Annotated in this window: 12 protein-coding genes and 1 pseudogene; 4 read left to right on the forward strand and 9 right to left on the reverse strand. The window is 52.2% G+C overall.

Translation table 11 applies throughout. The features are described from left to right. Positions 1–53 precede the first annotated feature (53 nt). Positions 54–485, forward strand: coding sequence for a type II toxin-antitoxin system VapC family toxin (locus K7X24_RS10170; protein ID WP_224554701.1), 432 nt, complete (start codon positions 54–56; stop codon positions 483–485). A gap of 68 nt (positions 486–553) precedes the next feature. Here the strand turns inward: K7X24_RS10170 and K7X24_RS10175 are convergent, their stop codons facing one another. Genes K7X24_RS10175 through dnaB form a run of 3 tightly spaced genes read right to left on the reverse strand, consistent with a single transcriptional unit; the run spans position 554 to position 3,715 of the window. After that, positions 554–1,192 (reverse strand): hypothetical protein, encoded by a 639-nt coding sequence (locus K7X24_RS10175; RefSeq protein ID WP_224554703.1) that lies wholly within the window; start codon positions 1,190–1,192, stop codon positions 554–556. Next, positions 1,185–2,267, reverse strand: coding sequence for an alanine racemase (alr, locus tag K7X24_RS10180; RefSeq protein WP_224554705.1), 1,083 nt, complete (start codon positions 2,265–2,267; stop codon positions 1,185–1,187). The genes K7X24_RS10175 and alr overlap by 8 nt, the downstream gene beginning before the upstream one ends. Before the next feature lie 41 nt (positions 2,268–2,308). Further along, positions 2,309–3,715, reverse strand: a complete 1,407-nt coding sequence (dnaB, locus tag K7X24_RS10185) for a replicative DNA helicase (RefSeq protein ID WP_039490832.1) — start codon at positions 3,713–3,715, stop codon at positions 2,309–2,311. A gap of 321 nt (positions 3,716–4,036) precedes the next feature. Between dnaB and K7X24_RS10190 the strand changes: the two genes are divergently transcribed. After that, positions 4,037–5,020, forward strand: a complete 984-nt coding sequence (locus K7X24_RS10190) for a quinone oxidoreductase (RefSeq protein ID WP_224554707.1) — start codon at positions 4,037–4,039, stop codon at positions 5,018–5,020. Positions 5,021–5,374: 354 nt separating this feature from the next. Here K7X24_RS10190 and pspG read toward each other — a convergent pair whose 3' ends face one another. Further along, positions 5,375–5,647 (reverse strand): envelope stress response protein PspG, encoded by a 273-nt coding sequence (pspG, locus tag K7X24_RS10195; RefSeq protein WP_010279209.1) that lies wholly within the window; start codon positions 5,645–5,647, stop codon positions 5,375–5,377. Between the two features lie 178 nt (positions 5,648–5,825). Continuing rightward, positions 5,826–6,848, reverse strand: coding sequence for a tRNA dihydrouridine(20/20a) synthase DusA (gene dusA / locus K7X24_RS10200; protein ID WP_224554709.1), 1,023 nt, complete (start codon positions 6,846–6,848; stop codon positions 5,826–5,828). A gap of 300 nt (positions 6,849–7,148) precedes the next feature. Here dusA and K7X24_RS10205 point away from each other — a divergent pair. Further along, a pseudogene (locus K7X24_RS10205) lies at positions 7,149–7,319 on the forward strand (transposase); the annotation flags it as partial. After that, complete coding sequence (locus K7X24_RS10210; RefSeq protein ID WP_224554712.1) at positions 7,277–7,453, forward strand: putative quorum-sensing-regulated virulence factor; 177 nt, start codon at positions 7,277–7,279, stop codon at positions 7,451–7,453. The pseudogene K7X24_RS10205 and the gene K7X24_RS10210, both read left to right, overlap by 43 nt. Positions 7,454–7,544: 91 nt before the next feature. Here K7X24_RS10210 and K7X24_RS10215 read toward each other — a convergent pair whose 3' ends face one another. The 4 genes from K7X24_RS10215 to garD all read right to left on the reverse strand — a co-directional run bounded on the left by K7X24_RS10215 (position 7,545) and on the right by garD (position 12,669). Next, positions 7,545–7,904, reverse strand: coding sequence for a FlxA-like family protein (locus tag K7X24_RS10215; protein WP_224554713.1), 360 nt, complete (start codon positions 7,902–7,904; stop codon positions 7,545–7,547). A 397-nt stretch (positions 7,905–8,301) separates the two neighbouring features. Beyond that, complete coding sequence (locus K7X24_RS10220) at positions 8,302–8,727, reverse strand: FlxA-like family protein (protein ID WP_224554715.1); 426 nt, start codon at positions 8,725–8,727, stop codon at positions 8,302–8,304. Positions 8,728–8,892: 165 nt separating this feature from the next. After that, positions 8,893–10,428 carry a methyl-accepting chemotaxis protein gene (locus tag K7X24_RS10225; protein WP_224554717.1) on the reverse strand — a complete coding sequence of 512 codons (1,536 nt, stop codon included), beginning with the start codon at positions 10,426–10,428 and terminating at the stop codon, positions 8,893–8,895. A 666-nt stretch (positions 10,429–11,094) separates the two neighbouring features. Beyond that, positions 11,095–12,669 carry a galactarate dehydratase gene (garD, locus tag K7X24_RS10230; protein ID WP_224554720.1) on the reverse strand — a complete coding sequence of 525 codons (1,575 nt, stop codon included), beginning with the start codon at positions 12,667–12,669 and terminating at the stop codon, positions 11,095–11,097. Positions 12,670–12,693: the final 24 nt, after the last annotated feature.

Here is a 12,693-nt window from a genome sequence, read left to right on the forward strand (position 1 = left end):
CCAGTTTTTGCAAGAAGAGCGCGCTGACGCTGACTTTATGACAGAACGCCAGGATGTGGTCGAAGAGGGGAGATTCGAACTGTGAGTCGCTTGTTCATGCTATCTGTTCCTTCATCATGCGTGAACACCCTGCAGAGGTGATTGAAAAGTTGCAGCAGTGCACGCTGCGGCGTGATCGGATTGTGGTCTCTGCCATCACTTACGCTGAAATGCGTTTCGGGGCGGTTGGCAAAAAAGCCTCACGCCATATGCCACTAGTTGATGCTTTCTGTCGCCGGCTTGATGCGGTGTTACCTTGGGATAGCACCGCAGTAGACGCTACGACGAAAATTAAAATCGCGCTAGCCGCAGCAGGCACGCCTATTGGTCCGAATGATACGGCCATCGCGGGTCATGCTATCAGTGCTAAGGCCATATTGGTCACCAATAATCGGAGAGAATTTGAGCAAGTACCGGAGCTGACGTTGGAAGATTGGGTTAAATAATCGCGGATGATGTCTGGTGAAGTGAAAGTCCTGATTCTTGCTAAGCTGCCTATACGGCAGTAAATCCATCACTCAACAATAACCCGCTCATCATTCTCTCCAAGACAGATACTTAACTGCTGCCCGTCAGGGCTGAAGGCGCAGTAGGGGAGAGGTTCACGCAGGTAGAGATGCAGCGGGAGCGCGAAATAAAGCGCGATCAGCAGCAATGCAGCGACCGCTTTCGCATAGGTTGGGCGTTGAGCTATTGGGTTGCGCTGGGCGTGTCGATATTTCATGATGCCAATAGCGGCCATGCCTGCGCCTACCAGCATGGAAACATACAGTTCGCCGGACATGGGGGACAGTATCTGCTCGCCGCTTTCATACGCCTGCCAATATTGAATGCGCCACAGGGCGCTGATACCGATTTGCACCAGTCCCGCAAGTATCCAGGCAACACGCCATCCCGAGAGCCGAAAGAGCGCCAGAAAGCAGAAACCCGATGCGGCGCAAGACCAGTAGATGAGATCGAACATCGCGCTAAACATGCCGCCAAACAGCGTGCCGCCAACGTCCGTCGGTTTCAGAGTATAGAAATTAATGAGGGCAAACAGCGTCAGGATAGCGGATACGGCAAGCCAGCTTGCCGCATAGTAGATGACCCGTTTTAAGGTCGGCAAGCCATGAGCTTGCCGATAAAAACTAGTCAGTCCGTTTTTACTCACCGTCGACGTATTCCAGCGCGGTGCGCTGGGTTAAGCGCGTAATCAGTTCGTAGGCGCTGGCGCCCGTATGCGCAGCAATGCGTTCAACCAGTAGCGTTGGCCCCCAGAGGATGACCTCATCGCCGACCTTGTCCTGCGCATCTGGCCCTAAATCCACCGTAATCATATCCATCGATACGCGGCCGGAAAGCGGCACTTCGCGACCGTTGACGAGCACGGGCGTACCGGCTGGCGCGCCGCGCGGGTAGCCATCGCCGTAGCCGACGGCGACCACGCCCAGACGGGTATTGCGCGGGCTGGTCCAGGTGCCGCCGTAACCGACCGCTTCGCCTGCGTTGTGTTCGCGTACCGCGATCAGGTGAGACGTAAAGGTCATTGCAGGTTGGAAGCCAAAATGCGCGGCGTCTTCGTTATCCAACGGCGATACGCCATAGAGAATGATGCCGGGACGGACGCGATCGCGGTGTGACTGTGGCCACAGCAGAATGCCGCCGGAGGCCGCGATGGATTGTGCACCGGGCTTACCCTGTGTAAAAGCATCAAAGCAGGCCATCTGGCGTTCGGTGGTTCCCGCTTCGGGTTCATCGGTGCGGCAAAAATGGCTCATGATATTGACTGGCTGCACCACATTGCGGCATTCGGTCAGGCGTTGCCAAAACGCGTCGGCGTGCTCCGGCAAAACGCCAAGGCGGTGCATGCCGGTATCAAGCTTCATCCATACGGGGATCGGCTGTGGCAGCGCGGCCTGTTCCAATGCGGCAAGCTGTTCAGGGCTGTGAACAGCGGTTTCTAGCTGGTGTTCCACCAGAAGCGGGAGATCGTCGGTGGAGAAAAAGCCTTCCAGCAGGACGATGGGCTTGGTGATGCCCGCGGCGCGTAGCGCCAGCGCTTCGGAGAGCCGCGCGACGCCGTAGCAGTCAGCGTCGGAAAAAGTATGGGCAGCTTCGATCATGCCGTGGCCGTAGGCATTGGCTTTCACGACGGCAACGACCTGACTGCCAGGCGCTAGCTGACGGATACGTTGCAGGTTGTGGCGCAAAGCACGCCGGTTAATGACGGCAGTTGCCGTTTTCATTCTTGTTCCTTAGTGCAGTGTTGTCATTGCTGAGCGCTGCGTTATTCATCGTCATATTGTGGGCCGGCATAGTTATCAAAGCGCGACCACTGCCCGTTAAAGGTCAAACGAACGGAACCAATCGGGCCGTTACGCTGTTTCCCCAGAATGATTTCAGCGATGCCTTTCAGGTCGCTGTTTTCGTGATAAACCTCATCACGATAGATAAACATAATCAGGTCGGCATCCTGCTCGATGGAGCCGGATTCACGCAGATCCGAGTTAACCGGGCGCTTATCGGCGCGCTGCTCCAGACTACGGTTAAGCTGCGACAGGGCGACAACAGGAACCTGCAATTCTTTTGCCAGTGCTTTGAGCGAGCGGGAAATTTCCGCAATTTCCAGCGTACGGTTGTCAGACAATGACGGCACACGCATCAATTGCAGGTAGTCGATCATGATCAGGCTCAGGCCATTATGTTCACGGAACACGCGACGGGCGCGGGATCGCACGTCGGTCGGCGTCAGGCCAGAGGAGTCATCGATGTACATGTTGCGTTTTTCGAGCAGGATCCCCATGGTGCTGGAAATGCGCGCCCAGTCTTCATCGTCCAACTGACCGGTACGAATGCGGGTCTGATCCACGCGAGACAGAGATGCGAGCATACGCATCATGATCTGTTCGCCGGGCATCTCCAGACTGAAGATCAGTACGGGCTTTTCTTGAGTCATCGCGGCATGTTCGCACAGGTTCATCGCAAAGGTGGTTTTCCCCATTGATGGACGTGCTGCCACGATGATCAGGTCAGATTTCTGCAAGCCAGCGGTTTTTTTGTTGAGATCCTGATAGCCCGTGTCCACACCCGTCACGCCATCATGTGGTTTCTGGTAAAGCTGCTCGATACGGGAAACGGTATCTTCCAGAATGCGGTCGATACTTTTTGGGCCTTCATCTTTGCTGGCGCGGTTTTCAGCGATTTGGAAGACGCGGGATTCCGCCAGATCGAGCAGATCTTCGCTGCTGCGACCCTGCGGATCGTAGCCCGCGTCGGCGATCTCATTGGCGACGGAGATCATTTCACGTACCACGGCGCGCTCGCGCACGATATCGGCGTAGGCACCGATGTTAGCGGCGCTGGGGGTGTTCTTTGCCAGCTCGGCCAGATAGGCAAAGCCACCGGCGGATTCCAATGAACCTTGCAGTTCGAGCGATTCGGACAGCGTGATCAGGTCGATCGGCTTGCTCATTTCCAGCAGCCGATGCATCTCGGTGAAGATCAAACGGTGGGCGCGGTTATAGAAATCGTTAGCGACAACACGCTCGGCGACATTATCCCAGCGTTCATTGTCGAGCATCAGGCCACCCAGTACCGATTGCTCCGCTTCCAGCGAATGTGGCGGAAGTTTCAGACCTTCCATCTGGCGGTCACGAGGTGCATTCGATTTATTGGTGGGTCTTTTCTCTGCCATAAAACAGGTTCTTTACCGATTGATTTGCCATTGGATTAGGGGGCATTGTATATGCCGCACGTCCGAAATAACACAATATACCCGTCATACTTCAAGTTGCATGTGCGTTGGCTTCGCTTAAATACTCGGCCCGTCGTGGGCCTCGCCCTGAAGGGCCGCTGCAAGCAGCGTTCAAATCTGCTCCCGGCAGATTTGTCACCCGAATCACTTACTCAAGTAAGCTCATCGGACTCCTTCGCTTGCCGCCTGCCTGAAACTCGAATTATTTAGGGTATACGTATTATAGAGAAACAACGAACCTGTCACGATTAAGGAGATAACATGGCAAAACGCGTTCAGTTCCGGGCTTATGGTGGCCCAGAGGTTCTGCAATATGTGGATTTCACGCCTGCCGACCCCGCTGCGGGAGAGGTTCAGGTTGAGAACCGCGCCATCGGCATTAATTTTATCGATACCTATATTCGCAGCGGTCTGTATCCAGTACCTGACTTACCTTCCGGTCTGGGAACCGAAGCGGCGGGCGTCGTGACGAAAGTCGGGGCAGGGGTTAGCGTGCTGAAAGTCGGCGATCGCGTCGTGTATGCGCAGTCTGGGCTGGGGGCATATAGCGAAGTGCATAACGTAGTAGCAGAAAAGGTTGCGCTGTTGCCAGATGCCATCAGTTTTGAGCAGGCGGCGGCCTCTTTCCTGAAAGGGCTGACGGTTTACTATTTGCTGCGCCAGACGTATGAAATCAAGCCAAATGAAGTCTTCCTGTTCCATGCGGCGGCGGGTGGCGTTGGGTTAATTGCCTGCCAGTGGGCGAAGGCGCTGGGGGCGAAGCTGATCGGAACGGTGGGCTCCGATGAGAAAGCAGAACGGGCAAAACAGGCGGGGGCATGGGCGACCATTAATTACCGTACCGAGAATATCGCACAGCGCGTCGCGGAACTGACCGATGGGCAGAAGGTGAACGTTGTGTATGACTCGGTCGGGAAAGACACCTGGGAAGCCTCGCTCGATAGCCTGCGTCGCCGTGGACTGATGGTTAGCTTCGGCAATGCGTCTGGGCCGGTCACCGGCGTCAATCTGGGGATTTTGAACCAGAAAGGCTCGCTGTACGTCACGCGTCCGTCGCTGTTTGGCTACGTGACGAATCGCGCCGAGCTGGAACAAGCCAGCAATGAACTCTTTTCACTGATCGCCAGCGGGGCGATTACGGTTGATGTGCCGCAGAACCAGAAATTCGCGCTGTTGGATGCGCAAGCCGCTCATCGGGCGCTGGAAAGCCGCGGCACGCAAGGCTCCTGCCTGCTGATTCCCTAATCTTTGTTTCTGAAAAGCAAAGGGCCTCCCGTCGGGAAGCCCTTGCCGTTACGCTAATTTCATCAGACTGTATGTAGGGTACAGCGTAGCGATCGTCACGAAGGTACCGCTGTGCGGCTATTATTTCACTGACGATGATGAAATCGTGTGGCGAGTTTGCCACTTAGCTTACTCACGCTTTAAATGATAAAAAGGGAGTCAAACCGTGGCGTTATCCTAACAGCCACATCAGGGAAAAAATATCTGCTGGCGCACACTTTTGTATTAAAACAAGGTGGTACTAATACACGCGAGTGTTAAACGCGGTGTTGCCCGTCATTTTCGTGCGTAATTCAGTTTTTTCCCTTTCTGGCATTACCACTCATTCCCGTTGCGCTGGCGATACGTGTATTTGCGATAGGTATAGCGGTGCGAGTTGTAGACAGGTCGTCCGCTAAATTTGCGCCACAGCCACACCGCCGCGACGGCCAAGATCAGCCACGGCAGTACCTTTATCGCGATGCTAAACAGCCCACCGATCAACATAAAAAGGGACGCCACAAACAGTGCAGCAATCACGCCCAGCAGTGACACGCCCGTCAACATCAGCATGATAAAAAAGCCAATAACGAAGAAAATTTCCAACATGGTGCGCTCCTGTAGCGGTTAAACCGTATCTTACGCAGGGAAGAGAAGGTTCTGCGTGCTACATAAGCTATAACAAGAATCGTGCCAAGATGTGCTGCTGGTAAGTGATTGATTTACCAGCAGCACGAGGAAGAGAAATGAAAGAGTGTTGATGAAAAATACTAACTGTTAGTGTTTTTTAAACCAAATTAACCAGCGCTAGCGCACGCTCTACCACTGCCGCGTCGGCACCGGGTTTGTGGGCGTTTTCACTCAGATAACGTCGCCACTGACGCGCGCCGGGGATGCCCTGAAACATGCCGAGCATATGGCGCGTGATGTGGCCTAATGATGCGCCGGAAGAGAGTTCGCGCTCGATATAGGGATACATGGCTCGTACCACGCCAGCCAAATCCGGCGTGGCGGCGTCGATGTCAAATAGCTCACGGTCGACCTGCGCCAGAATACCGGGATTCTGGTAAGCCTCACGGCCCATCATCACGCCGTCCAGATGCTGTAAATGCGTTTTGGCTTCTTCCAGCGTTTTAACGCCGCCGTTGATGGCGAGGGTGAGCGCCGGGAAATCGCGCTTGAGCTGATAAACGCGCGGATAATCCAGCGGTGGAATTTCCCGATTCTCTTTCGGACTCAAGCCTGATAACCAGGCTTTGCGCGCGTGGACGATAAAGGTATCGCACCCACCGCGTTCGGCGACGGTTTGAATAAAGTCGCACAGGAATTCATAGCTGTCTTGATCGTCAATGCCGATACGGGTTTTCACCGTAATCGGAATGGAGGTACTGTCTTTCATCGCTTTGATGCAGTCTGCTACCAGCGCCGCTTCGCCCATCAGGCAAGCACCGAAACGGCCATTCTGCACACGGTCAGACGGGCAACCGACGTTCAGGTTTACTTCATCATAGCCGCGCTGTTCTGCCAGTTTGGCACATTGCGCCAGCGCTTGTGGATCGCTACCGCCGAGCTGCAACGCCAGCGGATGTTCTTCTTCGCTGTAGGCCAGATAGTCGCCTTTACCGTGAAGAATTGCACCTGTCGTCACCATTTCGGTATACAGCAGCGTCTGGCTAGTCAGTTGGCGAAGAAAATAACGGCAATGGCGATCGGTCCAGTCGAGCATCGGCGCGATGGAGAAGCGGTTGAGGTGCGAAGCGCGGGAATCGGCTGACGCCCTGTTGTTTATACCTGATTTTACGTCTGTCATGGTTTGTCAGTTATCGTTTCGTGTGTGCGTGGTCTGATTTTAGCGTTGTCAGCGTCCCTGTGGCCCTTTTGGTTTCGGGTCATAAACAGGTCGGTATGGCCACTATAGCATAGAGCGTGGGTCTCGTGCTGAGGGCGGTGCCACTGCTTTCGGCGGCCTTTGAGCAGACCTCGTCTGGCTAATATGGTGATAGGCCAGCCGTTAGTTTCATTGGGGTAATCCCCCCGAAAAAACGGTGTGTTTATAAGTAGAATTTTCTCTAAGTAGAATTTTCTCGTAATCTGTACTGGGGAGATCTCTATGAAAAAATCACGTTTTACCGACAGTCAAATTATGACCATTCTTAAGCAAGCCGAAACCGGAACACCCGTTGCTGAATTGTGCTGCGAGCACGGTATGAGCAATGCCAGTTTCTATAGGTGTCGCTCATGCTTTGGCGGGATGGATGCTTCCATGATAGCTCACCTGAAGAGTACCTGCTGTGGTTCTCCCGCAAGGATGAATTTCCTCACGGTCGCTTAGGGGAATTGATGCAAATTACGCTGGCAATCAAGGTTGAGGGTCTACAAGGGTTGGTCACGCCGCTGAAACGGCCCCGTCCCTGATTATCCATTTCCTGTCGAACCCCTGATGAAAAAAGGTCGCTTCAATGAAGCGACCTTTCACGTTGACTGGCTACCCCATCCCTGACGCAGACTACACGTAGATATTAATCTGGTTGTCTTCTGTCGGGCGGTTAACGCCTTCTTGTTTAGCACGTTGAGTCGGAGCAGAGGAATCAGACTGTTGTTCTGATTCTTCGTTCTGCAAACGAGCAATTTGCGCCTGTAACATCTGGATCTGCGCCTGAATTGTCTGTTGCTGTTGCTCGATCTGCTTACGTTCTTCGTCGCTTTCTGCGCTGGAAGCGGATTCGGTCAGTTTACTGACCTGTTTGGTAAGCGCTTGAACCTGCTTGGTGAGCTGCGCAATCTGTTGCTCCGAAGTGCTGCTACTGCTTTTACTGCTGCTTGCCGTGGTTGTCGATACGCTGATACTGCTGATGGTGTTTGACATTTTCCCTCCTGAAAAGATGCCGATATACCCGTCATACTTCAAGTTGCATGTGCGTTGGCTGCGTTTAAATACTCGGCCCGTCGTGGGCCTCGCCCCAAAGGGCCGCTGCAAGCAGCGTTCAAATCTGCTCCCGGCAGATTTGTCACCCGAATCACTTACTTGTGTAAGCTCATCGGGATTCGCTCGCTTGCCGCCTGCCTGAAACTCGAATTATTTAGGGTTTATACCCGAATGGTTTGGGCTACATGCCTTTGCATCGGCAATTTAAGCACTTTCTCGAAGGGGATATTGTTGGTAATGAAACATGAAATCCTCACTTTCCTGATAGCTCATGTAACAAAATGTATCAATCAGGAAAGAGAGAGAAAGAAAGAAGGGAATGCGTCAGATATTGCTGTCAGACGTAGATATTAACTCCGCCTTTTTTGTCTTTATTTTCAGTTTGTTGTGATGTTACTTTTGACGCAGTTTCAATCGCTTTCTTTTCTGCTTCTTCCTTTTGGATGCGGGCAATTTCGGCATAGAGCGCCTGTATTTGTGCCTGAATCATCTGCTGCTGCTGTTTAATGAGTTTGCGCTCATTTTCACTTTGCGCATTAGCGGCTGATTCGCCCAGATCTTTTAGCTTTTTGGTCAGCTGTTTGATTTGATTTTGCAATGCAGCAATTTTTTGTTGAGCACCACTACTGCCAGCAGGTGCAGCCTTACTCTCATTAGTCGACGCAGCTTTATTTTCTGTATTAGATGCAGACTTACTGGCCGTAGAGGCCACCGCGACTGTTGACACCGTATTCATTGTAATCCGGCTGATATCATTGGACATCACTTCCTCCTGAAATAGGTCAGTTCTCCGATCACTATCGGCTGTGTCGCTCTTTTCTTTACGAAAAACTTACAAAACGTGAGGGGGCAATGCGTTTGCTCGAAGGGAAGAAAGGGGACAAGGGCGCTTTCCACGCCCTTGCCGCAATGGATGAGATGATGTCAGTTAACTACCGTACACGTTAATCGCGCTATTCAGCCGCCTTGCCTGAAGGTTTAGCCCTTCAGCCGCTTCTGTGGAGTGGGTAACCATATCGGTGTTGCGCTGTGTCATTTGTTCTATCTGTGCAATAGAGGTATTGATCAGGCCCAATGCCGAGGTTTGCTCATGCGTTGCGTTGCTGATCTCTTTGATCATGGTGGAGACCTGCAAGACTTCATCAACGATGTCGCTGATATGTTTGCCCGCGTTCTCGACCATAGTGCTGCCCTGTTTCACACTTTGGACGTTAGCATCGATCAACGTTTTAATCTCTTTGGCCGCAGAGGCGGAATGCTGCGCCAGATTGCGAACCTCAGCGGCTACCACCGCAAACCCGCGTCCTTGTACGCCAGCACGAGCGGCTTCAACGGCCGCATTCAGCGCAAGGATGTTGGTCTGGAAGGCAATACTGTCTATCACGCCAATGATATCAACGATTCTATCACTGGCGCTTGAGATGGAATCCATCATGCCGATGGTTTCCTTCATGATATTGCCACCTTTGAACGCGGTGCTGCTGGCGGCCTCTGCCATGGTGGTGGCCTGTGCCGCCGTCTCTGCACTTTGCTGCACGGCAACGGTAATTTCTTCAATGGCAGCGGCAGTTTGTTGCAGATTGGCCGATGTCTCTTCCGTGCGGGTATTCAGATCGACATTGTTTTCCGCCAGCTTATGGCTGACGTTGGTGATGCCGTTTACCTGTGTACTGACGTCGTCGACAAGCGAATGCAGGTTCAGGCCAAACTGATTAACAGAGCGTAGCAGCAAGCCAATTTCATCGACCCGGTTCAGGTGGACATGCTTTACTTTACGGCCCGATACTACATGCTGAGCCTGCTTCATTATCATCCTGATTGGCTGTGCAATTTGCTTTTGCAGAAACTGATCCATGATGACGATGAGTAATAGCGTCAGTGCCAGTAGCCACAGTGGATTCATGCCATTGAAAGCAAGCAGTGCGGGAATGAGGCCCACCGCCAGCACTGCTAGGCGCAAGCGCCAGCAGACTGACAATTGCTGTAAAAGTGACAGTGGAGAGAAGAGTCCAGTGCGAACGACGAGCCCTTTGTAGAATTTGCGGCTGCCCGCCTGTTTTTTCTGCACGGCGCTATACAGCGTTTCGGCATACTTTATTTCTTCCGCGCTAGGCGTGTTACGTACTGAGATATAGCCCGCGAGCTGCTCCTGCTGGTAGACCGGCGTAACGTTGGCGCGAACCCAGTAGTGGTCACCGTTGTTGCGACGGTTTTTCACTAATCCGGTCCAGCTATCGCCTTGTTTCAACGTAAACCACATGTCGGCATAGGCTTCCACGGGCATGTCGGGATGGCGCACAATATTGTGAGGCTGGTTGATGAGCTGCTCTTCGGAAAAACCGCTAACTGTAATGAAGGCAGAGTTGGCATAGGTAATGTGGCTGTGAATATTTGTTGTGGACATCAATATGGTGTCCATGTCTAACAGATACTCCTGCTGTGTTACAGGTGTATTTAATCTCATTAGAAACCCCGGCGTACGTATCCCGCTCAGCTTCCAGGTTCAGCCATGCTGGCAGCTTCTTGCCTCAGCCGCTCTGGTTATTCCAGATGCGGGTGCGCAGTGTAGCTGCTACTTGGTGATACCGTGAAATCTGTCAGGCATATTGCTGTGTAAATATTCAAGTTATTCAAATAGGTATACTGAAATTTCTTGGGTGATTGATTCGCTTATATAAAATAATGGCATTCCTTAATTATATGAGCGGTCTATTCACCCTATATTGTGCGTGATGGAGGTTTTGTAACTTTATTTTTTGTAACAAATATTTCATCAGTGTTAGCACGCTTTTTCAGCACGCGTAAATTTATGATGAGGATGATTACCTGTCAATTGATTCATTTTATTGGCAATAAATAATTGGTAAAAAAATGATTAAAAATAGGCGGGGATTAAAATAGGGATTTTTCTTAAAAGGTGTTTTAGAATTGATGAAGGTGACGCTAAGAAGAATGACTTGTTAAGTTTTTTTTATCTTTTCTTTGCATGAATGAAATTAAATGTTGCTGCCCTGCTGTTTATTCTTTTAATTACGGCCTTTCTTCCATTTTTATTGACGCTGAATTTATTGCAGATCAAATAACGCTATCCGCAGACCAGATAATGATTCTGGCCTGCGGAGAAAGATAATCAGGTTACTGGCGCCGGATTGAAAACGGCCAGTGCGTTATGCAGCCCCCACTGATCGGACCAAGTTTTTTTCCTGCCGCTGGCGATATCCAAAATGAAGTGGAAAAGCTGCCAGCCTACGTCTTCGATCGTGGCCTCTCCGGTAGCAATGGTTCCGGCATCAATATCCATTAGATCGTGCCAGCGGTTTGCCAATGCGGTTCGGGTCGCCATTTTGATCACAGGGACAGCCAGCAGGCCATAGGGTGTGCCACGACCGGTGGTGAAGACTTGCACGGTGATACCAGAAGCAAGCTGCTGGGTACCGCACACGAAATCACTGGCTGGTGTTGCGGCGTAAATCAAGCCACGTTTAGTTGGACGCTGTCCGGGGGACAGGACTTCGACAATCGCGCTGGTGCCGGATTTGGCGATGGAGCCGAGCGCTTTTTCCACCACGTTCGCGAGGCCACCTTTTTTGTTGCCTGGCGATGGGTTGGCGCTACGATCGGTCTGGCCGCTCTCGAGGTAGTTATCGTACCAAGCCATTTCTTCCAGCAGGCGTTTACCGACTTCTTCATTGATGACGCGCGGCGTCAACAGATGAATGGCGTCGCGTACTTCGGTCACTTCGGAGAACATGACGGTCGCACCGCAGCGAACCAAGAGATCGGATGCAAAACCAACGGCAGGGTTCGCGGTGACGCCGGAGAAAGCATCGCTACCGCCACACTGCATGCCGACAACCAACTCAGAGGCCGGACAGGTTTCACGCTGACGTTTGTTCAACCGTTGCAGGTGCTTGTCTGCCATCGTCAGAATGTCATCCACCATCGATCTGAAACCAACATGGTGTTCATCCTGCAAGCGGACAATGCTGGTGTCGTCGAGGGAGATGGCTTGTACATCAGGCGTCCCTTCCAGCAGGCGCTCCGGCTGTAATTTTTCACAGCCCAGGCCGACCACCAGTATCTCGCCGCCAAAATTCGGGTTCAGCGCCAGATTGTGAATGGTACGGATGGGAACCACCGCAGCAGGAGCATTGATTGCCACGCCACAGCCATAAAGATGGTTGAGTGCGACCACGCCATCCACATTGGGATATCTCGGCAATAAGTCTCGCTCGATAATTTTGACGACATAGTCCACCACGCCCGCGACGCAGTGCACGCTGGTGGTAATGCCCAACAGGTTTTTCGTACCTACGCTGCCATCGGCGTTGCGGTAACCTTCAAAGGTATAACCTTCCAACGCAGGCAGCGTGGGGGGGATTTTGGTCGCTAACGGCAGGGTTTCCAGCGCGGGAGCCTGAGGCAACTCGACCAGAGATTCATCGATCCAGCTTCCTTTGGTAATATCACGCAGCGCATACCCGATAATTTCACCATAGCGGATGATGGCGCCTGATTTGGCGATATCCACAAGGGCCACTTTGTGACCTTGCGGAACATGCTCAATTAATTCCAGATCATCATTAAAACGGGTTCCGGCACGTAAGCCATTATTATTAACAACAATGGCAACATTATCAGAATCGTGGACCTTAATATAAAGTGGCTGCTCTTGTGCAGCATTACTTTCTGATTTATCTGACATGATGCAAGCCTTTATTATTGGTTT

The sequence above is a fragment of the Pectobacterium versatile genome, assembly GCF_020166435.1.
GTDB lineage: Bacteria > Pseudomonadota > Gammaproteobacteria > Enterobacterales > Enterobacteriaceae > Pectobacterium > Pectobacterium versatile.